The sequence below is a fragment of the Modicisalibacter tunisiensis genome, from assembly GCF_020148005.1.
In the GTDB taxonomy this organism is placed as follows: domain Bacteria; phylum Pseudomonadota; class Gammaproteobacteria; order Pseudomonadales; family Halomonadaceae; genus Modicisalibacter; species Modicisalibacter tunisiensis.
The window spans coordinates 148,316-173,068 of record NZ_JAGXFD010000002.1; the positions used below are offsets into that span (position 1 = coordinate 148,316).

Annotated in this window: 17 protein-coding genes; 7 read left to right on the top strand and 10 right to left on the bottom strand. The window is 66.5% G+C overall.

The genetic code is table 11. The annotated features are described in order from the left end of the window. Positions 1-152 precede the first annotated feature (152 nt). The 4 genes from KGQ91_RS15820 to KGQ91_RS15835 all read left to right on the top strand — a co-directional run bounded on the left by KGQ91_RS15820 (position 153) and on the right by KGQ91_RS15835 (position 4,866). Entirely contained in the window at positions 153-1,757 is a 1,605-nt protein-coding gene (locus tag KGQ91_RS15820) for a solute:sodium symporter family transporter (protein WP_163648402.1), read from the top strand. Between the two features lie 132 nt (positions 1,758-1,889). Then, complete coding sequence (locus KGQ91_RS15825) at positions 1,890-3,296, top strand: YcjX family GTP-binding protein (RefSeq protein ID WP_224421479.1); 1,407 nt, start codon at positions 1,890-1,892, stop codon at positions 3,294-3,296. Further along, a complete protein-coding gene (locus KGQ91_RS15830; protein ID WP_224421480.1) occupies positions 3,293-4,321 on the top strand; it encodes a TIGR01620 family protein in 1,029 nt (342 codons plus the stop codon). The genes KGQ91_RS15825 and KGQ91_RS15830 overlap by 4 nt, the downstream gene beginning before the upstream one ends. A gap of 104 nt (positions 4,322-4,425) precedes the next feature. Then, entirely contained in the window at positions 4,426-4,866 is a 441-nt protein-coding gene (locus tag KGQ91_RS15835) for a universal stress protein (protein WP_163648399.1), read from the top strand. Between the two features lie 187 nt (positions 4,867-5,053). On the opposite strand, the gene KGQ91_RS15840 is transcribed toward KGQ91_RS15835, so the two are convergent. The 4 genes from KGQ91_RS15840 to KGQ91_RS15855 are packed head-to-tail and all read right to left on the bottom strand — an operon-like array spanning position 5,054 to position 10,276. Further along, the gene (locus KGQ91_RS15840; protein ID WP_224421481.1) at positions 5,054-5,284 is read right to left on the bottom strand and encodes a formate dehydrogenase subunit delta; all 231 of its coding nucleotides are present in this window, start codon (positions 5,282-5,284) and stop codon (positions 5,054-5,056) included. A gap of 35 nt (positions 5,285-5,319) precedes the next feature. Next, positions 5,320-8,208 (bottom strand): formate dehydrogenase subunit alpha, encoded by a 2,889-nt coding sequence (gene fdhF / locus KGQ91_RS15845; RefSeq protein ID WP_224421482.1) that lies wholly within the window; start codon positions 8,206-8,208, stop codon positions 5,320-5,322. Further along, on the bottom strand, positions 8,205-9,770 hold the full coding sequence (locus tag KGQ91_RS15850) for a formate dehydrogenase beta subunit (protein WP_224421483.1): 1,566 nt from the start codon (positions 9,768-9,770) through the stop codon (positions 8,205-8,207). The genes fdhF and KGQ91_RS15850 overlap by 4 nt, the downstream gene beginning before the upstream one ends. Continuing rightward, positions 9,770-10,276, bottom strand: coding sequence for a formate dehydrogenase subunit gamma (locus tag KGQ91_RS15855; protein WP_224421536.1), 507 nt, complete (start codon positions 10,274-10,276; stop codon positions 9,770-9,772). Before KGQ91_RS15855 ends, KGQ91_RS15850 begins: the two co-directional genes overlap by 1 nt. Before the next feature lie 372 nt (positions 10,277-10,648). Between KGQ91_RS15855 and KGQ91_RS15860 the strand changes: the two genes are divergently transcribed. The 3 genes from KGQ91_RS15860 (at position 10,649) to KGQ91_RS15870 (ending at position 15,555) form a co-directional block, all read left to right on the top strand. After that, the gene (locus tag KGQ91_RS15860) at positions 10,649-11,278 is read left to right on the top strand and encodes an SDR family oxidoreductase (protein WP_224414371.1); all 630 of its coding nucleotides are present in this window, start codon (positions 10,649-10,651) and stop codon (positions 11,276-11,278) included. Positions 11,279-11,377: 99 nt separating this feature from the next. Beyond that, positions 11,378-13,318 carry an exoribonuclease II gene (locus KGQ91_RS15865; protein ID WP_224421484.1) on the top strand — a complete coding sequence of 647 codons (1,941 nt, stop codon included), beginning with the start codon at positions 11,378-11,380 and terminating at the stop codon, positions 13,316-13,318. 362 nt (positions 13,319-13,680) lie between these two features. Beyond that, positions 13,681-15,555 carry a cellulose binding domain-containing protein gene (locus KGQ91_RS15870; protein WP_224421485.1) on the top strand — a complete coding sequence of 625 codons (1,875 nt, stop codon included), beginning with the start codon at positions 13,681-13,683 and terminating at the stop codon, positions 15,553-15,555. Positions 15,556-15,671: 116 nt separating this feature from the next. On the opposite strand, the gene sucD is transcribed toward KGQ91_RS15870, so the two are convergent. From sucD to KGQ91_RS15900, 6 genes are all read right to left on the bottom strand, one after another. Next, positions 15,672-16,544 carry a succinate--CoA ligase subunit alpha gene (gene sucD, locus KGQ91_RS15875; RefSeq protein WP_224421486.1) on the bottom strand — a complete coding sequence of 291 codons (873 nt, stop codon included), beginning with the start codon at positions 16,542-16,544 and terminating at the stop codon, positions 15,672-15,674. Beyond that, on the bottom strand, positions 16,544-17,710 hold the full coding sequence (gene sucC / locus KGQ91_RS15880; protein WP_224414367.1) for an ADP-forming succinate--CoA ligase subunit beta: 1,167 nt from the start codon (positions 17,708-17,710) through the stop codon (positions 16,544-16,546). Before sucC ends, sucD begins: the two co-directional genes overlap by 1 nt. Before the next feature lie 139 nt (positions 17,711-17,849). Further along, a complete protein-coding gene (gene lpdA, locus KGQ91_RS15885) occupies positions 17,850-19,289 on the bottom strand; it encodes a dihydrolipoyl dehydrogenase (protein WP_224414366.1) in 1,440 nt (479 codons plus the stop codon). A 38-nt stretch (positions 19,290-19,327) separates the two neighbouring features. Next, entirely contained in the window at positions 19,328-20,893 is a 1,566-nt protein-coding gene (odhB, locus tag KGQ91_RS15890) for a 2-oxoglutarate dehydrogenase complex dihydrolipoyllysine-residue succinyltransferase (RefSeq protein WP_163648384.1), read from the bottom strand. 41 nt (positions 20,894-20,934) lie between these two features. Continuing rightward, positions 20,935-23,769: a 2-oxoglutarate dehydrogenase E1 component gene (locus KGQ91_RS15895; protein ID WP_224414365.1), complete on the bottom strand. Its 2,835-nt coding sequence runs from the start codon at positions 23,767-23,769 to the stop codon at positions 20,935-20,937. Between the two features lie 266 nt (positions 23,770-24,035). After that, on the bottom strand, positions 24,036-24,746 hold the full coding sequence (locus KGQ91_RS15900) for a succinate dehydrogenase iron-sulfur subunit (protein ID WP_224414364.1): 711 nt from the start codon (positions 24,744-24,746) through the stop codon (positions 24,036-24,038). Between the last annotated feature and the right edge of the window lie 7 nt (positions 24,747-24,753).

Here is a 24,753-nt window from a genome sequence, read left to right on the forward strand (position 1 = left end):
CGTTTAACAATACTATGTCCGACAAATGGATAATGGCAGAATCGATTCACGCCCATATACTTTCGCCTCGCCGTGAGACGCAGCGGAGCCTGCTCAAGCCGATACAGCCACCCGGCTGCATCGACAAGCCACTCAAGGATTCTCGACCCCCTATGCACGCCCTGACCCTGATCTCGTTCCTCTTCTTCACGGGACTGGTGGCCTTCATCACCTGGCGCATCACTCGCCGCGATGACCATCACAGTACCCGAGGCTACTTTCTCGCCGGCCGCAGCCTGACCTTCCCGCTGATCGCCGGCTCGCTGCTGATGACCAACCTCTCCACCGAGCAGATGGTGGGCCTGAACGGCAGCGCCTTCACCGACGGCCTGAGCGTGATGGCCTGGGAGGTGGTCGCGGTGGTGGCCCTGGTGGCCCTGGCCCTGTTCTTCCTGCCGCGCTTCCTGCGCAGCGGCATCGCCACCGTGCCGCAGCTGCTGGAGATCCGCTTCGACGCCGGCACCCAGCTGATCTGCAACATCATCTTCCTGCTCGCCTATGCGGTGATCCTGCTGCCGATCATTCTCTACTCCGGCGCCGTGGGCCTGCAGGGCATGCTCGACTTGCCCGGGCTGACCGGCATCGAGTCCAGCACCACGCTGCTGTGGGGCACCGTCTGGGTGGTCGGCCTGATCGGCTCGATCTACGCGCTGTTCGGCGGTCTGCGTACCGTGGCGGTCTCCGACACCCTCAACGGCATCGGCCTGCTGATCGGCGGCTTCGTGGTGGTCTACTTCGGCCTGCAGGCCGTCGGCGACGGCCACGGCGTGGCGGCCGGCTGGGAAGCGCTCAAGCAGCAGAGCCCCGACAAGCTCAACTCGATCGGCGGTGCCGACCAGCAGGTGCCTTTCGCCACCCTGTTCACCGGGGTCTTTTTGATCAACCTGTTCTACTGGACCACCAACCAGCAGATCATCCAGCGGACCTTTGCCGCCAAGACCCTGGCCGAAGGCCAGAAGGGCGTGCTGCTCACCGGTCTGCTCAAGCTGCTCGGCCCGCTCTACCTGGTGGTCCCGGGGATCATCGCCTACAACCTCTACGCGGGTGACGGCATCCGCGCCGACCAGGCCTACGGGCATCTGGTGTTCAACGTGCTGCCCCCCTACCTGACCGGCTTCTTCGCCGCGGTGATGGTCGGCGCCATCCTCTCCTCGTTCAACTCGGCGCTCAACAGCACCACCACCCTGTTCAGCCTGGGGCTGTACAAGGCGGTGATCAACAAGAACGCCACCGAGGAGCAGGTCGTCAACTCGGGCAAGATCTTCGGCTGGGTGATGGCCTTCGCCTCGATGACCATCGCACCGATGCTTGCCGGGCAGGAGAGCCTGTTCGGCTACCTGCAGAAGATGAACGCCCTGTACTTCATCCCCATCCTCGCGGTGGTACTGGTCGGCCTGCTGACCCGGCGCGTGCCCGCGATCGCCGCCAAGATCGCGCTGATCGGCGGCTGCGTGGTGATCGCCGCCGGCTACTTCCTGCCGCCGTTCAACGGCATCCTCGATGTCCTCAACCAGTATCACTTCGTCGCCGCCGTGTTCGTGATCCTGGTGCTCGGCATGCTGCTGATCGGCAAGCTCATGCCGCGCGAGACCGAGTGGGTGCACGAGGACAGCGGCCAGGTCGACCTGACGCCGTGGAAGGGCGCCGTTCCCGCCGGGATCGTGCTGATCGTGCTGGTCATCGCGATCTACGCCTCGTTCGCCGGCGGCGTTTCCTGAACGCCCCGCCCGCGACACGCCCTCGACGACCCCGCCCCTTCGGCGGGGTCGTTGCATTCCGGGCCTCATGACTTGCCACGCCCGCCAATCGCCCGCAGATTAGGGGCTGAATTTCCGGCGGACCCGTTCATCATGCGCCAGACCCTGGCACGCGAAGTCACCAATCTGCTCGAACGCGGGCGCGACCGTCAGCTGCGCCTGGCGGTCACCGGCCTGTCCCGGGCCGGCAAGACGGCCTTCCTCACCTCGCTGGTGAACCAGCTGCGTCATGCCGGGCTCGAGGCACGCCTCGACCTGATGGCCTGTGCCCGGGAGGGGCGCCTGCTGGGCGCCCGGCGTGTCGCCCAGCAGGATCTCGCCGTGCCGCGCTTCCCCTACGACGAGGCCATGGCGGCGCTCGACGAGACGCCGCCGCGCTGGCCCGACCCGACCCGCGGCATCAGCGAGCTGCGCCTGCAGATTCGCTACCGCCCGGGGCGTCACGGCCTGCTCGGCATGGTGGCGGCCGACAGCGCCACCCTGACCCTGGATCTGTTCGACTATCCCGGCGAGTGGCTGCTCGACCTGCCGCTGCTCGAGCACGACTTCCTCAGCTGGAGCGAGCGTCAGCAGGCGGCCCTGACCCCGGCACGCCGCGAGCTGGCCGCCGAGTGGCTGGAGGCCGTCGCCGACCTGACACCCGATGCCGCGGCCGACGAAGCCGAGCTGGCAGCCATCGCCGAGCGCTATGCCGCTACCCTGCGGGCCGCTCGTGAAGCGGGCTTCGCCGATCTGCAGCCGGGCCGCTTCCTGCTGCCGGGCGACCTGGCCGGGGCGCCGGTACTGCAGTTCTTCCCCCTGCCCGGCATCGGCGAGGCCGACCGTCAGGCCCTGGAGGCACTGCCCGAGGACAGCGTCTACCACACCCTGTCGCGGCGCTTCGCCCACTACCAGCAGCATGTGGTCAAGCCCTTCTATCGCGAGCATTTCCGGCGCTTCGACCGCCAGATCGTGCTGGTGGACGTGCTGGGCGCCCTCAACGCCGGCCCCGAGCGCTTCGAGGACCTGTCCCGTGCCCTGGCGACGCTGATGCGCAGCTTTCATTACGGCAAGCGCAGCCTGGTGTCGCGGCTCTTCGCGCCGCGCATCGACCGCCTGGCCATCGCCGCCACCAAGGCCGATCACGTGACCCCGGAGCAACATACCAACCTGGTCACCCTGCTCGAGGCACTGCTCGCCGAGCCGATCCAGGACCTGCGCTTCGCGGACATTCCGGTCAAGGCGCTGTCGCTGGCCTCGATTCGCGCCACGCAATCCCGGGAGGTGGAGCGCCAGGGCCGGCGCTTCCCGGCCCTGCGCGGCACCACCCAGGCCGGCGAGGAAGCCCTGCTGTTTCCGGGCGAGGTTCCCGCCCAGATTCCCGAGGCCGACTTCTGGCAGCGCCAGGGCTTCACCTTCGACCATTTCCGGCCGCTGCCGCGTGACGCACGCGGCGATGCCCTGCCCCACATCCGCCTCGACGCGGCCCTCGACTGGCTGATCGGAGACAAGCTCGCATGACCTCCCCCCGCCCCCGTCAACGCTTCTCGCTGGACGATGCCACGCCGAACCCGGCCGATCCGCGCCCGGCCGAACACTATCCGCTGGATGTCACCAGCCACGCCCACGAGGAGGCGGACGACGACCCCCGTGCCCCGGGGCTGGACACCGCGCTTGCCCGGCCGCGCAAGCGCCGCTGGGGGCTTTTGACCCTGCTCGGCGGCAGCCTGGCGCTGGGGGCCGCCGAGGCCGGACGCACGCTCTACGAGGCCACGCTGGGCGGCGATTTGATGAGTGGCGCCTGGAGCGCCCTGCTGCTGCTGGCCCTGGGGCTGGGCGGGTCGGCCCTGGCCCGCGAGCTGTGGCGCCTGCGCCGGCTGCGCCGCCATGCCGTACTGCGCGAGCAGCTTGACGCCCTGCCCGAGGCCTCGGCCGGCCAGGCCGGTCGACTGGCGGAGCGCCTTCGCGAGCAACTGCAGCTGGATCGTGACGACCCGCACTGGCAGGCCTTCTGCGCCGCCCATCAGCCCCACCACGACGGCGCGGAGACACGCACCCTGCTCGCCCATCACCTGCTCGCCCCGCGCGACCGCGAGGCCCGTCGCCTGATCTCGCGCATGTCCGGCGACACGGCAGTGATGGTGGCCGTCAGCCCCATGACCCTGGTCGACATGCTGCTGGTCGCCTGGCGCAACCTGGCGATGCTCGAGCGCATCACCACGCTCTACGGCCTGGAACTCGGCTACGCCAGCCGCCTGCGCCTGTTCCGCCAGGTACTGGCCAACCTGGCCTTCGCCGGCGTCACCGAGATCGCCAGCGAGGCCAGCATGGAGCTATTCTCGATGAACCTGGCCAGCAAGCTCTCCACCCGGGCCGGCCAGGGGCTGGGCATCGGCCTGCTGTCGGCCCGACTGGGGCTGCGCGCCATGCGCCTGACCCGCCCGCTGCCCTTCGACGACACCGACAATCCGCGGCTGGGCGACCTGCGCCACGAGCTCTGGCAGCGGGTGAGGCGCCTGGAGGAGTCGGCCACGCCGCCGCGCTGATTTGCCCTCGGCACCCGTCGCCTTGACCCCGGTCAAGCACCGCCCTCGGCATTCATGGCTAGACTGGGTGAAAGTCTCGTTCACGACACGACCCGGGGGATGACATGCTCAAGACGATTCTGGTACCCGTCGACGGCTCGGAAGCGGCCAGACTGGCGCTGGAGATGGCCTGCAAGATTGCCCGGGCCGACCAGGCCAGGGTGCATGTGCTGCATGTGCCGGAACAGCTCGCCCATGACACCCTGCTGGTGTGGGGGGTCGGCGCGGCACGCATGGAAGCCTCCGAGGCGGAGGTCGAGCAGGCCGGCCACGAGATGCTCGAGGCCGCCCTCCAGGCCGTTCGCGAACACGGCATCACCGATGTCGACGGCAAGGTCCGTCAGGGCGACCCGGCCCGGGTGATTCTCGACGAGGCACAACGCACCAAGCCCGACATGATCGTCATGGGCAGTCGCGGGCTCAGCGACATCCGCGGGCTGGTGGTCGGCAGCGTCTCCCACAAGGTGTCCCACGCCGCGCCCTGCCACGTCGTCACCGTTCACTGACGCCGACACGTCTCCCCTCGCCGATGCCCGCCCGGGCATCGGCTCGCCTTCACGAGGCTTCGGATCGGAATAACGCGCGTTTGCCGCGGTCGAGTGCGAACCACGGGCGGGCACAGGACCGCCTGCCCGATAACGCTGCCGGGCAGGCGGTTGCCGGAAGTCCGCGCCGGAATCCGGCGCCGCGTCTTCAGTTCGCCTGACGCAGGCGCTTGAGGTCCGCCACGGCCTCGCGCGCCACCGGCGACAGTTCCGAACCGTCGCTGTCCAGGTAGTCGATGATCTGGGCCTTCATGCTGCGCGCCCAGAACTTCTGGAGATGCGTGGTCACCCGCTGTGCCGCCGTCGCCTGGTCACCGTGCTGGTTGGCGGCGATCTGGTTGACCATATGGATCAGGTGCTGCAACTGCTGATCGCTCATCGGCGTTCTCCGGCTGACAGGATTTCCATGGGGGGTCACTTGGCCACGACATCGGACACCTCGGCGGAGCGGCCGAGATAGCTGCGCTGACGCGCGTCGAACTGGCGGAAGTGCCGCTGCCACTCGGACGGCTGCGTCACCTTTTCCACCTGCACCGCGGTGACCTTGTACTCCGGACAGTTGGTGGCCCAGTCGGAGCTGTCGGTGGTGATCACATTGGCGCCGCTGCCGGGATGGTGGAAGGTGGTGTAGACCACGCCCGGCTGCATGCGATCGCTGATCCGGCAGCGCAGCACCGTCTGACCCACGCGGCTGGAGACGCCCAGCCAGTCACCGTCACGGATGCCTCGCACCTCGGCGTCGCTGGGATGGATCTCCAGCACGTCCTCCTCGTGCCAGCGGCTGTTGTCGGTGCGCCGCGTCTGGGCGCCGACGTTGTACTGGCTGAGGATGCGACCGGTGGTCAGCAGTAGCGGATACCGGCGGTTGCTGCGCTCCTCGGTGGCCACGTACTCGGTGATCGCGAAATGCCCCTTGCCGATGGGGAACGCCTCTTCGTGCATGGTCGGCGTGCCGTCGGGATGCTCGGCGTTGCACGGCCACTGGATACTGCCCAGTTCCTCCAGCCGGTCGTAGCTGACCCCGGTGAAGGTCGGCGTCAGCCGGGCGATCTCGTCCATGATCTCGGACGGATGGCGGTAGTGCATCGGGTAGCCCAGGGCATTGGCCAGATCCTGGGTGACTTCCCAGTCTTCCTTGCCGGCCACCGGCGCCATCACCTTGCGCACGCGGTTGATGCGACGCTCGGCGTTGGTGAAGGTGCCGTTCTTCTCCAGGAAGGTGGAGCCCGGCAGCAGCACATGGGCGTACTTGGCGGTCTCGTTGAGGAAGATGTCCTGCACGATCAGGCAGTCCAGCGACGTCAGGGCGTCTTCCACGTGCCGGGTGTTGGGGTCCGACTGGGCGATGTCCTCGCCCTGCACGTACAGTCCCCTGAAGGTACCGGCGATGGCGGCATCGAACATGTTGGGAATACGCAGCCCCGGTTCGTCGTCCAGCGTCGCCTTCCACACGCTCTCGAAGCGCTCGCGCACGTCGATGTCGGCCACGTGCTGATACCCCGGCAGCTCGTGGGGGAAGGAGCCCATGTCGCAGGAACCCTGGACATTGTTCTGGCCGCGCAGCGGGTTCACGCCGACGCCCTCGCGGCCCAGGTTGCCGGTGGCCATGGCCAGGTTGGCGATGCCCATGACCATGGTCGAGCCCTGGCTGTGCTCGGTCACGCCCAGGCCGTAGTAGATGGCGCCGTTGCCGACGGTGGCGTAGGCGCGCGCGGCCTCGCGAACCTGTGCGGCCGGCACCCCGGTTTCCGCTTCGAGGGCCTCGGGCGAATTGCGCGGCTCGCTGATGAAGTCGCGCCAGGCCCGATAGGCCTCGGTCTCGCAGCGCGTCTCGATGAAGTCGGTGTCCTCCAGCCCCTCGGTGATCACGACGTGGGCCAGCGAGTTGATCAACGCCACGTTGGTGCCGGGCTTCAGCGGCAGATGCAGGGTCCGGCTGCCGTGAGGCGTCTTGAGCAGGTCGATGCGCCGCGGGTCGGCGACGATCAGCGTGGCGCCCTCGCGCAGCCGGCGGCGCATCTGCGAGCCGAAGACCGGGTGGGCGTCGGTGGGGTTGGCGCCGATGACCAGGAGGGTGTCCGCCTTCATCACCGAGTCGAAGGTCTGGGTGCCGGCAGACTCGCCCAGCGTGGTCTTGAGGCCATAGCCGGTGGGCGAATGACAGACGCGGGCGCAGGTGTCGGTGTTGTTGTTGCCGAAACCGGCACGCACCAGCTTCTGCACCAGATAGGTTTCCTCGTTGGTGCAGCGCGACGAGGTGATGCCGCCGATGCTCTCGCGGCCATGACGGGCCTGGATTTCCTTGAGACGCCGCGCGGCGAAGCCGATGGCCTCGTCCCAGGAGACCGTGCGCCACGGCTGGTCGATGGAGTCGCGGATCATCGGTTCGGTGATGCGATCCTTGTGGGTCGCGTAGCCGAAGGCGAAACGCCCCTTCACGCAGGAGTGCCCGTGATTGGCGTCGCCCCCCTTGTAGGGCACCATGCGCACCACCTTGTCGCCCTTCATCTCGGCCTTGAACGAGCAGCCGACGCCGCAGTAGGCGCAGGTGGTGACCACGCTGTGTTCGGGAACGCCCTGGTCGATGACGCTCTTCTCCATCAGCGTGGCGGTGGGACACGCCTGGACACAGGCGCCGCAGGAGACGCATTCGGAGTCCATGAAGGGCTCGTCCTGACCGGCCGCGACCCTGGAGTCGAAGCCACGCCCGTCGATGGTCAGGGCGAAGGTGCCCTGCACCTCCTCGCAGGCCCGCACGCAGCGCGAGCAGACGATGCACTTGCTGGGATCGAAGCTGAAATAGGGGTTGGAAGTATCGGTCTCGGCATCCAGATGGTTCCTGCCCTCGAAGCCGTAGCGCACCTCGCGCAGCCCGACGGCACCGGCCATGTCCTGCAGCTCGCAGTCGCCGTTGGCCGAGCAGGTCAGGCAGTCCAGCGGATGATCGGAGATGTAGAGCTCCATCACGTTGCGGCGCAACCTGGCCAGCTTGCCGTTCTGCGTGGTGACGGCCATGCCCTCGCTCACCGGTGTGGTACAGGAGGCCGGGTAGCCGCGCCGCCCCTCGATTTCCACCGCGCACAACCGGCAGGAGCCGAAGGCTTCCAGGTTGTCGCTGGCGCACAGCCTGGGGATGGTGATGCCCGCCAGGGCGGCCGCGCGCATGACGGAGGTGCCCTCCGGCACGCGGATGTCCGTGCCGTCGATGGTCAGGGCGACGGGCGTCTCGGAGCGCCGGGCCGGTGTCCCCAGATCTCGCTTCGGGGCGATGCCATTCTGGCGCGGATCGAAGTAGTTGATCATTGCTGGCCTCCTCCGGTCAGGCTGGGCCGGGGTTGCAGGTCGTCCGGGAAATGCTGCATGACGCTCTGCACCGGGAAGGGCGTCATCCCGCCCATGGCGCACAGCGAGCCGTCCACCATGGTGTCGCAGAGATCGGACAGAAGCTCGAGGTTGGCGTCGCGGTCGGTGCCGGCGCGGATGCGATCGATCACCTCCACGCCGCGCACCGCGCCGATCCGGCAGGGCGTGCACTTGCCGCAGGACTCGACGCTGCAGAACTCCATGGCGAAGCGGGCCTGATCGCCCATGTCCACGGTGTCGTCGAACATCACCACGCCGCCGTGCCCCACCACGCCGCCGAAGGCGGCAAAGCCCTCGTAATCGATGGCGTTGTCCCACTGGCTCTCGGGCAGGTAGGCACCCAGCGGGCCGCCCACCTGCACGGCCTTGAGCGGCCGCCCGCTGCGGGTACCGCCGCCGAAGTCCTCCATCAGCTCGCGCAAGGTGATGCCGAACGCCAGCTCGACCAGCCCGCCGCGCTTGACGTTGCCCGCCAGCTGCAGCGCCACGGTCCCGCGGGACCGGCCCATGCCATAGTCGGCATAGGCCTGGGCGCCGCGTTCGAGGATGAACGGCACGGCAGCCAGCGAGAGCACGTTGTTGACCACCGTGGGCCGCCCGAACAGCCCCTTGATGGCGGGCAGTGGCGGCTTGGCGCGCACCATGCCGCGCTTGCCCTCGAGGCTGTCGAGCAGCGAGGTTTCCTCGCCGCAGATGTAGGCGCCGGCCCCCAGGCGCACCTCCAGGTCGAAACGCCGGCCGCTGCCCAGGATGTTGTCACCCAGATAGCCCGCCTCTCCGGCACGCTCGAGCGCCTCGTTGAAGATCCGGTGAGCGAGGGGATACTCCGAGCGCAGGTAGATGTAGCCCCGGGTGGCGCCCACGGCCAGGCCGGCGATGGTCATGCCCTCGATGAGCATGTAGGGGTCGCACTCCATCACCAGCCGATCGGCGAAGGTGCCGGAGTCGCCCTCGTCGGCGTTGCAGACGATGTACTTCTGGCCCTCGGGTTCGTCGTGGACGGTCTGCCACTTGATGCCGGTGGGAAATGCCGCCCCGCCGCGGCCGCGCAGGCCGGAGGCCTTGACCTCGTCGACGATGGCCTGGGGAGTCATCTCGAGCGCCCTGGCCAGCCCCGCAAAGCCCTGATGGGCCCGGTAATCCTCGAGGGACAGCGGATCGGTCACGCCGATACGCGAGAAGGTCAGGCGCTGCTGCCGCTTCAGGTAGGGGATCGCCTCGGTCGGGCCCAGCGCCAGCGGATGCGTCTGGCGGCCCTCGAACAGGCCGGCTTCCACCAGCGCCTCGACATCGTCCGGCGCGACCGGGCCGTAGGCCACTCGGCCCTGATCGGTCGCCACCTCGACCATCGGTTCCAGCCAGAACAGCCCACGGGAGCCATTGCGGATCACGGTCAATGCCACCCCCTTCCGGCGCGCCGTCCGCTCGATCGTCTCGGCGACGGCATCGGCGCCCACGGCCAGGGCGGTGGTGTCACAGGGTACGTAAACGGTCACCGTCATCACTTCACCTCCACGACCGTCGTGGTGAGATCGTCCACCAGCCTGTCGAGCCTTGCCGCACTCACCCGGCCGTGGATGGTGTCATTCACGCGAATCGACGGCCCGCAGGCGCAGTTGCCCAGGCAATACACCGGCTCGAGCGTGAACGCGTTGTCGCGGGTGGTCTGATGGTAGTCGACGCCCAGTCGCGCCTTGACATGGGCTTCCAGCTGGCGAGCCCCCACCGCCTGGCAGGCCTCGGCACGACAAACCTGGATCACGTGGCTGCCCACCGGGTGGGTCCGGAAATGATGATAGAAACTGATGACCCCGTGCACCTCGGCACGGGTCTGGCGCAGGGCGTCGGCGATGATCGGCACCGCTGCATCGGGAATGTAGCCGCAGCGATCCTGAATGGCGTGAAGTATCGGCAGCATGGCGCCCGGCTGATCCTTCAGCGCATCCACCTCGCGCTGAATCGACGCCCGGGTCCAGGCCACCGGCTGGGGCGAGCCGGGTGACGTCATGGCATTGTCCTCATCGGCACGGTGATTGGCGTCCAGCATGGGAATGGCCGCTCTTGATTGTTGTCGGCCCCGGGGAGCCTGTCCTCTGGAAAATAGCACGCCGACGGCCGTCTCGGGCGCGTCCATTGACGCCGCACGGCCGGCACGCAGCACGGGCCGGATCGACGGTCCGTCGGGCGCAACCGGTGTTCGACCAATCTGCGGCAGAATCCCGCCCGGGACTTCCTTGCGCACGAACACGGCATGACCCTGCGCGACACGCGGCCATCGACTAGGCGCGCCGGCCCCTTGATTCCCCGCCCTCTCGCCCGCACGTCGAAGAGACACCGGCGACCGCTGCCGGTCGCCATGCTCATCCGACAGGAGGTCGACATGAAGACACTGGTCATCGGCGCCAACGGCAAGATTGGCCGGCAGTTCTGTGAACTCGCCCGGGCCGCCGGCCACCCCGTGCGGGCGATGATTCGCGACAGCGATCAGCAGGCCTGGTTTCGCGAGCGCGGCATCGACACGGTGATCGCCGACCTGGAAGGGCCGATCCGCCACGCCTTCTACGGCTGCGACCAGGTGGTATTCGCCGCCGGGTCGGGACCCCGCACCGGGCCCGACAAGACCCTGCTGATCGACCTGAACGGCGCCGTGCGCGCCATCGACATGGCCGTCGAACTGGGCATTTCACGCTTCCTGATGATCAGCGCCATGCGCGCCGAACGCCCGCTGGACGCCCCCGAGAAGCTGCGTCCCTACATGGCCGCCAAGCATGCCGCCGACGCCCACCTGCGGGCCGCCCGGCTGCCCTACGTGATCCTCAAGCCGGGCCGGCTGACCGACGACGCGGCGACCGAGCGCCTGGCGACCTCGCTGGAAGAAGCCGGCGACAACCGCGTCTCGCGCGCCAACGTGGCCCATGCCCTGCTGCACCTGGCCGAGGACCGCGCCCAGCGCCGCCGCGAGCACATCCTGCTCGACGGCCGCCGCGCGCTGGCCGAGGCCCTGGCCTGAGCCGCGCCCCGGGCCGCCGCCGGCCGGACAACGATTGGCGGCGGCGGCCCGAATCCGTATAGTGGCTCCTCGTTCCCCGCCAATCGTACCGACTTCCCCATGCTGCAGAACAACGCGCTGCTTTCGCAGCTCAAGCAACAGATTCGTGAAAACACCCCGCGCGTCGAAGGCGTGATCAAGGCCACCGACCGTGGCTTCGGCTTCCTCGAGACCGATGACGGGGACTCCTATTTCGTGCCGCCGCCCGCCATGAAGCAGGTCCTCCACGGCGATCGCGTCGAGGCGATCCTCAAGGAGGAAGGCGACAAGAAGTCGGTCGAGCCCGAGCGGCTGATCGAGCCGTCGCTGGAGCGCTTCATCGCCCGCGTACAGAAGCGCGAGGGACGCCTGGCCGTGATCCCGGATCATCCGTCGATCAACAACGTGGTGAAATCGCGGATCAAGCGCAGCCTCGACGAGGACAGCATCGCCGACGGCGACTGGGTGGTGGCCCGCCTGGTGCGCCATCCGCTCAAGCCCGACGACCGCGGCTTCTTCGGCCAGATCGACGAGCTGATCGCCAAGGCCGACAACCCGGCGGTGCCCTGGCGCGTGACGCTGGCCCGCCATGCCCTGGAGCAGGCCTCGCCGGAAGCCGGCGACGACTGGGACCTGGCCGACGAAGGCCTGCAGCGCGAGGACCTGACCGGCTGGCCGCTGTTCACCATCGACGGGGAAAAGACCCGCGACATGGACGACGCCCTGCACGTCGAGACCCGCGAGGACGGCGGCTGGCGGCTGACGGTGGCGATCGCCGATCCCACCGCCTACGTCGCCGAGGGCCATGCCGCCGATCTCGAGGCGCAGACGCGGGCGTTCACCGTCTACCTGCCCGGACAGAACGTGACCATGCTGCCCGAGGTGCTGGCCGACGACCTGTGCTCGCTCAAGGAGGGCGCGGATCGCCCCTCGCTGGCCTGCACGCTGAACGTTGAGGCCGACGGCAGCTTGGGCGAGTATCGCTTCTTCGCCGCCACCGTGCGCTCCCACGCCCGGCTGGTCTACGACAACGTCTCGGACTGGCTCGAGGGCCAGGGCGAGTGGGCGCCCGATGCCGCCGTGGCACCGCAGCTCGAGGCGCTGGCCAGGCTGACCGAGGCCCGCGCGGCCTGGCGGGCCGAACACGCCCTGGTGCACAAGGACCGTCCCGACTACGTCTTCGATCTCGACGACGCCGGCAACGTCCTCGATATTCGCATCGAGGGCCGGCGCATCGCCAATCGCATGATCGAGGAGTCGATGATCGCCGCCAACGCCTGCTGCGCCGACCTGCTGGCGACCCACATCGGTCACGGCATCTTCAACGTGCACCGCGCCTTCGAGCCGGAAAAGGCCGATGCCGCCCTGGAATTTCTGGCCAACCAGCAGATCGAGGTGGAACGGGAAACCCTCACCGAGCTGCCGCGCTATCGCGAACTCAAGCGCGAGCTGGAAAGCCGCGACGACGCCTGGCTGGACGCCCGCCTGCGTCGCTTCCAGGGCTACACCAGCATGTCCGCGCAGCCGGGACCGCACTTCGGCCTGGGGCTGCCGGCCTATGCCACCTGGACCTCGCCGATCCGCAAGTACGGCGACATGGTCAACCATCGCCTGATCAAGCGTGTGCTCAAGGGCGAGCAGGCGCCGGCCGAAGCCAGCGCCACCCTCACCGAGCAGCTCACCGAGCGCCGGCGCCTCAACCGCATGGCCGAGCGCGATGTGAAGGACTGGCTCTACGTGCGCTTCCTGACGCCCGCCGCCCAGGCCCAGCAGGACTTCGAAGCCGAGGTCGTGGCCATCAACCGCGGCGGCATGCGCGTGCGCCTGACCGCCAACGGCGCCACTGCCTTCGTGCCCGCGCCGCTGATTCACAGTGACCGCGACAAGGTCGTCATCGACGACAAGGAAGGCCGCATCCAGGTCGAGGGCGAGGAACGCTTCAAGCTTGGCGACGTGATCCGCGTCGCCCTGACCGAAGCGCGCGAGGAAACCCGCTCGCTGGTGGCTCGTCCGGCAGCCTGAAGGTACTTTTCACGCTTCTTACCCACGGCGGCTCGCAAGGGCCGCCGTTTTTTTATGTGCCCAAAAAACGTCATCGTGACGATAGTCACGACTTTTCTGCTGAGATCTTCACCAAAACAGACTCGACAAACAATATATTAAAAAATTATTAATATTTACTCACCCTCTTTCCAGCCCGCCAGCAACTGGCTACCATCCCTCGCCTCGTGCTCCACGAACAGACAGGGTTGCCGGGGAAAAGGAAAAATACCGGTACGCAGTGTCTCACCCGGACCTGTCGCCATAACAACCAGGAGACTCTGACAGCTTCAATGGCAACGGACTCTGCCGGGAAGCCCGACATTGCTGATTGGAGACATTGCATGAGCAGCACCATCGATATCGAGTCCGGTATCTCCGCCCACGAGCTTGAAGCCCGGATCGAGGACGCTCCCAGTGGGGCAACACTGCGATTTGCGGCCGGGGATTACCACTTCGATGATGCGATCACCATCCGGCGTTCCGATATCTCGCTGGTCGGCGCCGGCGCCGAACGTACCACGCTCACCTTCTCCGACGAGGCGCTGGACCACAACGACGACTTTGCCATCCGGCTGTACGGCGGCTATGGCCATGACGTCGGCACCCTCGACTCGCACGCCGACGAGGGAGACCGGCAAATACGCCTGGAAAAGGCTCCCGACGACCTCTCTGCCGGGGATACCGTACGCCTCTGGCAGGACAACGACGACGCCTTCTTCGACGAGATCGGCGATACCTCATGGCGCAAGGTCAAGTACGCCGAGCTTCGTACCAGCATGGCGCGCGTCGAGTCCGTCGACGGCCGGGAGGTGACCCTCGATCGCGGCGTTCACTTCGACCTGGACGGCGGCGAGACCCATGTCGAGCGCATCGACACGGTCAATGACGTGTCGCTGGAGGGGTTCACCCTCGCCTTCGAGCTGGGCACGCCCGATGCCGGCAAGTTCCACAACACACTCGACTCGCTGAGCGACTATCACGCCGTGCTGCTGGACGGCACGGTCAACGCCAGCGTCGATGACATTCGGGTCGTCAACGGGCCGTCGACCGCCTTCCGCTTTTCCCGGGCGCTCGACAGCGACGTCGACAACCTCGAAGCCCACGGCAGCTTCAACAAGGGAGGCGGCGGCAACGGCTACGGCTTCGAGCTGCACGAGAGCTACGACGGCGACTTTACCGGACTCATCGACAGCGGCATGCGCCACGGACTGGTGTTTGCCTCCTGGCGCTCCTCGGTCGGCAACGAGATTCGCGTGGAATCCACCGACCGGGACATCAACTTTCACGGCGGACGCGACCACGACAATCACATCCATGTCGAACAGTCGATCCGCAATCCCGATGCCGATGCCCTCTCGCCGTCATTGTGGATCAACGGCGGCGGCGAGAGCTTCGGTGCCATTACCGACGCCGACGCCAATCAGGTCCGCTTCGAATACGTGGTCGGGTCGCGGCGTGACGATCATATCGAGGGCTCCGACGACGGCGTCTATCTCGACGGCGGACTGGGCCACGATACCCTGATCGGCGGCGACGGCGACGACATCCTGCAGGGTGGCCCGGGCGATGACTGGTACGACGGCAACGATCGTATCGACGGCGGTGACGGCTACGACACCGTGCTCTACATGGCGAACCGCGACGCCTATACGCTCGATTTCGACGGCGACACGGTGCACGTCACCGGCAAGGGCGGCACGGATACCCTCGAGCATGTCGAGCAGCTCATCTTCGCCGACGGCACGCACCTCGATGTGGCCTCCCGGGACAGCGTTCAGGGAAGCGCTGCCGCGGTGCCCTCCGTCACCGACATACTCGATCATGACGATGCCCCGCTCGACGGCGACACCAGCGGTACCGACCTGCGCCTCAACGGCGACGTGACCAGCGCCTGGTCTGACGGCTACGTGGCGGAAATCTTTGTCGAGAACCGTTCCGACGAGGCCATCGACACCCCCGAGCTCCATTTCACCATGGCCGATGACATCGCCGTCGTCTGGAACGGCGACGTCGCGCAGGATGGCGACGACTACCGGGTCCATGACGACGAGCATCAGGTGCTGCAACCCGGCGAGACCTGGCGTTTCGCCTACAAGGCCTACGGTGACGCCCGCTCGGTCCCCGACTCGCTCAGCGCGCAGAACGCCGATGGCGATGATCTGTCGGTCGTGCTGACGGGCATCGATACCGGGCAATTCGATTCGCTGGCCGGCTGACGCGGGATCGACCGCACGGTGTGCCATGCCTTTCAGTCCAGGCACGATGCACCAACAAAAAGGGCACCCCGCGGGGTGCCCTTTCGATCGCCTGGCGATGCAGGAGCAGACGGCTTTTACCAGCCGGTCGCTTCCTTCAGGGCATCACCGATCTCGGCCAGAGAGCGCACGGTCTTGACGCCCGCCGCTTCCAGCGCCGCGAACTTCTCGTCCGCGGTGCCCTTGCCGCCGGCGATGATGGCACCGGCGTGGCCCATGCGCTTGCCCGGAGGCGCGGTGACACCGGCGATGTAGGAAACGACCGGCTTGGAGACATGCTTCTTGATGTAGGCCGCCGCTTCTTCCTCGGCGGTACCGCCGATCTCGCCGATCATGACGATCGCCTCGGTCTGCGGATCCTTCTCGAACATCTCGAGGATGTCGATGAAGGTGGAGCCCGGAATCGGGTCGCCACCGATGCCCACGCAGGTGGACTGGCCGAAGCCGTGGTCAGTGGTCTGCTTGACCGCTTCATAGGTCAGGGTGCCGGAACGCGACACGATGCCGACCTTGCCCGGCTTGTGGATGTGGCCCGGCATGATGCCGATCTTACTCTCGCCCGGCGTGATGACGCCCGGGCAGTTCGGGCCGATCAGGCGTACGCCCAGCTCGTCGCACTTGACCTTGACGTCGAGCATGTCGAGGGTCGGGATGCCCTCGGTGATGCACACGATCAGCTTGATGCCGGCGTTGGCGGCTTCAAGGATCGAGTCCTTGCAGAACGGGGCCGGCACGTAGATGACGGATGCCTCGGCGTCGGTCTCCTTGACCGCTTCCTTGACAGTGTTGAACACCGGCAGACCCAGGTGCTCCTGGCCGCCCTTGCCCGGGGTCACGCCGCCGACCATCTGGGTGCCGTAGGCGATCGCCTGTTCGGAGTGGAAGGTCCCCTGGCCACCGGTGAAGCCCTGGCAGATGACCTTGGTGTTCTTGTCGATCAGGATACTCATTACTTGCCCTCCGCTGCTTTGACGACCTGCTGGGCCGCATCGGTCAGGCTGGTAGCAGCGATGATGTTCAGACCGCTGGACGCCAGTTTCTCGGCCCCCAGCTCGGCATTGTTACCTTCCAGGCGCACCACGACCGGCACGTTGACGCCGACCTGCTCGACGGCACCGATGATGCCCTCGGCGATCATGTCGCAGCGCACGATACCACCGAAGATGTTGACCAGAACGGCCTTCACGGAGTCATCGGAGAGGATGATCTTGAAGGCTTCGGCCACACGCTCCTTGGTCGCGCCGCCGCCGACGTCCAGGAAGTTGGCCGGCTGGCCGCCGTTGAGCTTGATGATGTCCATGGTGCCCATGGCCAGACCGGCGCCGTTGACCATGCAGCCGATGTTGCCGTCGAGCGCCACGTAGTTGAGTTCCCACTGCTGGGCGTGAGCTTCGCGCTCGTCCTCCTGGGACGGGTCACGCATCGCCTGCAGGTCCGGGTGGCGGTACAGGGCGTTGCCGTCCAGATTGATCTTGGCGTCGAGGCAGTGCAGGTTGCCTTCGTCGGTGATCACCAGCGGGTTGATCTCGAGCAGCGCCAGATCCTTGTCGTGGAACAGCTTGGACAGGCCCAGGAAGATCTTGGTGAACTGCTTGACCTGAGCCCCCTCGAGGCCCAGCTGGAAGGCCAGCTCACGCGCCTGGTACGGCTGCGCGCCGACCAGCGGATCGATCTCGGCCTTGAGGATCTTCTCGGGGGTTTCCTCGGCGACCTTCTCGATCTCGACACCACCTTCGGTGGACGCCATGAACACGACGCGGCGCGTGCCACGGTCGACCACGGCACCCAGGTACAGCTCGTTGGCGATATCGGTGCAGTTCTCGACCAGGATCTTGGCGACCGGCTGACCCTTCTCGTCAGTCTGGAAGGTCACCAGGTTCTTGCCCAGCCACTGCTCGGCGAAGGCCTTGGCCTCGTCCGGGCTCTCGACCAGCTTGACGCCGCCGGCCTTGCCACGGCCACCAGCGTGGACCTGGGCCTTGACGACCCACTTGTCGCCACCGATCTTCTTGCAGGCCTCGGCGGCTTCCTCGGGGGTGTCCACGGCAAAGCCCTTGGACACCGGCAGACCATAGTCGGCAAACAGCTGTTTGCTCTGATATTCGTGAAGGTTCATCGTGTCATGCCATTGGTTGCATGTGACTCGAATGATGACGCGGCCTCGGACTGATAATCAGCCCGGCCGCGTCACCCCTGTTCGCCCGCGAACGGACGAAGCGCCCTCGAGCGAGGGCGCGGGTTTACAGCGGCGATCGTTACTTGCGCTTCTTGCGGTTGGCCACGTGGATGGCGTGGCCGTCCACCGCCAGTGCCGCCTCGTGAACCGCTTCGGAGAGCGTCGGGTGCGCAAAGCAGGTCAGCGCGAGGTCCTCGGCGCTGGAGCCGAATTCCATGGCGATCACGCCCTGGGCGATCAGCTCGCCGGCATGCTGGCCGACGATGTGCACGCCCAGCACGCGGTCGGTCTCGGCATCGGCGATGATCTTGGCCGAGCCTTCGGTGGCGTTGTTGGCCATCGCGCGGCCGCTGGCCGCGAACGGGAAGCTCCCGGTCTTGACCTCGATGCCTTCGGCCTTGGCCTGCTGCTCGGTCATGCCCACCCAGGCAACTTCCGGGGCGGTATAGATGACGCAGGGGATGGCGTCGTAGTTCATCTCCGCCTTGTGGCCGGCGATGATGTCGGCCACCATCACGCCCTCCTCGGAGGCCTTGTGCGCCAGCATCTGGCCACGCACCGCGTCGCCGATCGCGTAGACGCCCGGCACGCTGGTCCGGCAATGGTCGTCGACGAAGATGAAGCCGCGCTCATCGAGCGTGACACCGCTGTCGTCATCCAGCACGCCCTGGGTGTACGGGCGACGACCGACACAGACGATGACCTTGTCGAAAGTCTGTTCCTGCTCGCCCTCGCTGTCGGTGTACTTGACGACGACTTCCTCGCCCTTGACCTCGGTACCGGTCACACGGGCACCCATCTTGATGTCGAGGCCCTGCTTCTTGAGCAGCTTCTGGGTTTCCTTGGCGATGCTCTGGTCGACCATCGGCAGGAAGGTGTCCATCGCCTCGAGCATGGTCACTTCGCTGCCCAGACGATTCCACACGCTGCCCAGCTCGAGACCGATGACACCGGCACCGATGACGCCCAGTCGCTTGGGCGCTTCCTGGAACTCCAGCGCGCCGGTGGAGTCGACGATCAGCCCTTCGGTCAGCGGCGCCGGCGGAATCTCGACCGGCACGGAACCGGTGGCGATAACGATGTTGTCCGCCTCGTAGGTGGCCTTTTCACCGTCGTTGCCGGTCACTTCGACCTTGCTGTTGGAAAGCACCTTGCCGGTCCCTTCCAGGGCGGTGACGCCGTTGGCCTTGAAAAGCCCGGAGATGCCGCCGGTCAGGTTGGTGACGATCTTGTCCTTGCGGGCCATCATCTTCTTGACGTCCATCTTGACGTCGCCGGTCTCGATGCCCAGATCGCCGAAGTCGTGCTGGGCTTCTACGAACTTGTGCGAGGCTTCCAGCAGCGCCTTGGACGGGATGCACCCGACGTTCAGGCAGGTGCCGCCGTGCACGGTCTTGCCTTCCTTGCTGACCCACTTCTCGACACACGCGGTCTTCAGGCCCAGCTGGGCGGCACGGATGGCGGACACGTAGCCCCCGGGGCCCGCGCCAATGACGATCACATCGTATTTATCGGCCATGAATCTATCCTGTTCGATCTAGTTGGCTTGGCGGCGAATCAAACGTCCAGCAGCAGGCGTGCCGGATCCTCGAGCAGCTCCTTGATCGTGACCAGGAACTGCACCGCATCCTTGCCATCGATCATGCGGTGATCGTAGGACACGGCCAGATACATCATCGGCCGGATCTCGACCTTGCCGTTGACGGCCATGGGGCGCTCCTGAATCTTGTGCATGCCCAGGATCGCCGTCTGCGGCGGATTGAGGATCGGCGTCGACATCAGTGAACCGAAGATGCCGCCGTTGGTGATGGTGAAGGTGCCGCCCTGCATTTCATCGATGCCAAGCTTGCCGTCACGGGCCCGCTTGCCGAAGTCGACGATGGTCTTCTCGACGTCCGCCAGCTTCATGCTGTCGGTATCACGCAGTACCGGCACGACCAGACCGCGGTCGGTAGACACGGCCACGCCGATGTCCTGGTAGCCATGGTAGACGATGTCGGTACCGTCGATGGAGGCGTTGACATCGGGGAAGCGCTTGAGCGCCTCGGTGGCCGCCTTGACGAAGAAGCCCATGAAACCGAGCTTGGTGTCGTGAGCCTTCTGGAAGGTCTCCTTGTACTGGGCACGCAGTGCCATCACCGCACTCATGTCCACCTCGTTGTAGGTGGTGAGCATGGCGGCGGTCTGCTGGGCCTGGACCAGGCGCTTGGCGATGGTCTGTCGCAGGCGGCTCATCGGCACGCGCTTCTCGGGGCGCTCGCCCTCGACGGCCGGGGCCGGTGCGGCGGCGGCCTTGGCAACGCTGCCCTGCGCGGCCGGGGCAGCGGACTTCTTCGCCGAGCCGGCCTTGATGGCCTTCTGGACGTCTTCCTTGAGGACGCGGCCGCCCTTGCCGGTCCCCTCGATCTTGCTGACGTCGAGGTCGTTCTCGGCCACCAGCTTGCGCGCGGCCGGGGCGAGGATCTTGTCGCCGACCTTCTCGTCGCCGGCGGACTCGCTGGACTCGCTGCCGCTGGACTCGCTCGCCCCGCCGGCGTCACCACCGGCACCCTCGGCGAACACGGCCAGCAGCTGCTCGGAGGTGACCTGCTCGCCCTCCTCGGCCTTGATCTCGACCAGCGCGCCGTCGGCCGGCGCTACGACCTCGAGGACGACCTTGTCGGTCTCGATGTCCGCCAGCACGTCATCGCGCTTGGCCGCTTCGCCGACCTTCTTGTGCCAGGTCGCCACGGTACCTTCCTGCACGGATTCGGGGAAGGACGGTGCCTTGACCTCATGCTGCTTGCCGGACGCGGACGGCGCCTCGGCCTTGGCTGCCTGATCCTTCTCGGCCGGCTGGGCGTCGTCGCTCTTGGCCGCCGTCTTCTCCTGACCGGCCGCGGCGTCGGCCGCCCCCAGCATGCCCAGCACCTGCTCGGATTCGCAGGTCTCGCCTTCCTCGACCTTGATGTCCGACAGCGTGCCCGCCTCCGGCGCCACGACCTCGAGGACGACCTTGTCGGTCTCGATCTCGACGATCAGCTCGTCGCGCTCGACGCTATCGCCGGGCTTCTTGTGCCAGGCGGCAACCGTCCCCTCGGCGACGGATTCCGGAAAACTGGGCGCTTTGATCTCGGTAGCCATTTCGTTTCCTTAGTGTGTTCTCTCTCGTCGGTCGCGACGCCTCAGGCGTTGAAGGCGTCATCCACCAGTTGGCGCTGCTGTTCCACGTGCACGGACATGTAGCCGGCGGCCGGTGCAGCCGATGCGGGACGACCGGCAAACTTGAGGCCGCGACCCAGGCCGTCCACCAGCATGTCGGCCACGACACGCATGTGGTGCTGACTCTGGTACCAGGCCCCCTGGTTGAGCGGCTCCTCCTGACACCACACCACCTGCTCGAGGTTGGTGAAGGCCTTGAGGGCCTCGTAGAGCTCTTCCTTGGGGAAGGGATAAAGCTGCTCGACGCGCACGATGGCCGTGTCGTCGCGCTCGTTCTCGGTCCGGTAGGCGGCGAGATCGTAGTAGACCTTGCCGGCACACAGCACCACGCGCTTGACCTTCTCGGGGTCCAGCTTGCCCTGATCCGGCAGCACCATGTTGAAGCCGCCGTTGGCCAGCTCGTCCAGGCTCGAGGTCGCCTCCTTGTGACGCAGCAGGCTCTTCGGTGACATGATCACCAGCGGCTTGCGCAGCGGGCGAATCACCTGGCGGCGCAGCAGATGGAAGATCTGGGCGGGCGTGGTCGGCACGCAGACCTGCATGTTGTGCTCGGCGCACAGCTGCAGGAAGCGTTCGAGCCGCGCCGAGGAGTGCTCCGGCCCCTGGCCTTCATAGCCGTGCGGCAGCAGCAGGGTCAGCCCGCACAGCCGGCCCCACTTGGACTCGCCCGAGGAGATGAACTGGTCGACCACCACCTGGGCGCCGTTGAAGAAGTCGCCGAACTGCGCTTCCCAGATGATCAGCGCATTGGGCATGGTGGTGGCGTAGCCGTACTCGAACGCCAGCACCGCTTCCTCGGACAGGAAGGAGTCGTGGATGGTGAAGCGCGGCTGGCCGTCGCGGATATGCTCGAGCGGGACGTAGGTGCTGCCGTCCTTCTGGTTGTGCACCACCGCATGGCGGTGCGAGAAGGTACCGCGCCCGGAGTCCTGGCCGGTCAGGCGGATCGGGTGCCCCTGATCGAGCAGGGTGGCGTAGGCCAGCGTCTCGGCGAAGCCCCAGTTGAGCGCCATGCCGCCGGCGAGCATCTTGCGTCGATCCTCGTAGATCTTGCTGACCTGGCGCTGGACCTGGACCCCGTCGGGAATCTCGCACATCCGCGCGGCCAGCTGCTGCATGCGCTTCATGTCGAAGGAGGTATCCGCGGCCCCGGTCCACTCGTGGCCCAGGTAGGGCGACCAGTCGACGAACAGCTCGGTGTTGGGCTCCTTGACCAGGGCATTGGCCACATGGTTGCCGGCCGCCAGATCGTTGCGGTAGGTCTCGACGCGCTCCTTGGCCTGCTCCTCGCTGATCAGCCCTTCCGCGATCAGGCGCTCGGCGTACAGGGCGCGCGAGGTCTTATGCGACTTGATCTTCTGGTACATCATCGGCTGGGTGCCGGACGGCTCGTCGGCCTCGTTGTGGCCCCGGCGCCGGTAGCAGACCAGGTCGATGACGACGTCCTTGTGGAACTGCTGACGATAGTCGAGCGCCACTTGGGCGGCGTGGATCACCGCGTCGGCGTCATCGCCGTTGACGTGGAAGATCGGCGCCTGAACCATCTTGGCGATGTCGGTGCAGTACTCGGTGGAGCGCGTGTCCTGCGGGTTCGAGGTGGTGAAGCCGACCTGGTTGTTGATCACGATGTGCAGCGTGCCGCCGGTCCGGTAACCGCGGGTCTGCGACATCTGGAAGGTTTCCATGACCACGCCCTGCCCGGCAAAGGCCGCATCGCCGTGGACGTTGATCGGCAGCACCTTGTCGCCCTTGGCATCCTCGCGGCGATCCTGACGGGCCCGCACGGAGCCCTCCACCACCGGCGAGACGATCTCCAGATGCGACGGGTTGAAGGCCAGTGCCAGGTGAACCTCGCCGCCCGGCGTCATGACGTTGGAGCTGAAGCCCTGGTGGTACTTGACGTCGCCCGAGCCCTTCTCGATCACCTTCTTGCCGTCGAACTCGTCGATCAGCTCGGACGGGCTCTTGCCGAGGATGTTGACCAGCAGGTTGAGGCGGCCGCGGTGGGCCATGCCGATGACCACTTCCTTGGTGCCGTAGCCGCCGGAGCGCTGGATGAGCTCGTCCATCATCGGGATGAAGGTCTCGCCGCCCTCCAGGCCGAAGCGCTTGGTGCCCGGGTACTTGGACGCCAGATAGCTTTCGAGCCCTTCCGCCGCGGTGAGCCGCTCCAGCACATGCCGGCGCACCTCGTCGCTGAAGCGGGGCGCGGAGCGTACCGATTCGAAGCGTTGCTGCAGCCAGCGCTTCTCCTCAGTATCCACGATGTGCATGAACTCGCAGCCGATGCTCCGGCAGTAGGTCTGCTCCAGCGCGTCGACGATTTCCTTGAGCGGCGCCTTGTCCTTGCCCAGGAACAGCGAGCCGGTCTGGAACTCGGTGTCCATGTCCGCCCGGGACAGCTGGTGGAAGGCCAGGTCGAGGTCGGGCACCGGTACCGGGTTGCGCAGATCGAGCGGATCGATGTCGGCCTTCTGGTGGCCGCGGAAGCGATAGGCATTGATCAGCTGAAGGACCTTGACCTGCTTCTTGCTCTCGCCGCTTTCGGTGGCCGGAGCGGCGGCACCGTTGCGGCGCTGCTGGGCCAGCTGGTAGAACTGATCGCGGATCGGGCTGAGGGGAATATCGTGAGAGGGGCTGCCTTCCGGCCGGGGTAACGTGTCGAAGTAGTTACGCCATTCGTCCGGGACTGCGTTGGGATCGACGAGGTACTGCTCGTACAGCGCTTCCACATAGTGAGCGTTGCCGCCGCTCACATGGGAGGTGCGCCACATCAACTCCATTATGCCTTCTTGCATCTTTCGGTCACCCTGCACTGATGGGGTGGTGTCGGCGCCGGAGTTGCGCTTGGGCTCCGGCGTCACTCTTTGCTCTAACGAGAGCGAGACTTGCACTGACTGGACCCGCTCTGCGTGAACGAGTGTCGTCCAAGAGTTTCGGCGGCTTTGATCGTCAAGAGCCGGTGCCCCTGACACCGGCTCTTGACGCCTGGACCGGCTCCCAGCCGCGACACATTGCCGCGCCCGGGAACAGGGGGTAATGATAACAAGCCATGAACCCCGGTTTAAGTGGCGTTCGCCAGCAAAAGCTCGCGAATCTTGCCGATCGCGCGGGTGGGGTTCAGCCCCTTGGGACACACCGCCACGCAATTCATGATGCCGCGGCAACGGAACACGCTGAACGGATCCTCGAGCTCGGACAGACGCTCGCGAGTCGCGGTATCGCGGGAATCCGCCAGGAAGCGGTAGGCCTGCAGCAGGCCGGCCGGCCCGACGAACTTGTCCGGATTCCACCAGAACGACGGGCAGGAGGTCGAGCAGCAGGCACACAGGATGCACTCGTAGAGACCGTCGAGCTTGTCGCGATCCTCCGGTGACTGCAGGCGCTCGATGGCCGGCGGGGTGGCGTCGTTCTGCAGGTACGGCTGGATGCGCTCGTACTGCTTGTAGAAGATCCCCATGTCGACGACCAGGTCACGAATGACCGGGAGGCCCGGCAGCGGGCGCAGCACCAGCTTGTCGTTCTTGACCACATCCGACAGCGCGGTGATGCAGGCAAGGCCGTTGGTGCCGTTCATGTTCATCCCGTCGGACCCGCAGACGCCCTCGCGACAGCTGCGCCGATAGGCCATCGAGCTGTCCTGCTGCTTGATCATCTCGAGAACGTTCAGGACCATCAGGTTGCGGCCCTGAGTGTCCACCTGGAACTCCTGCATGTACGGCGCGGAGTCGGTTTCCGGGTTGTAGCGGTATATGGATACCTGAAGCATGGACATCGGAGCT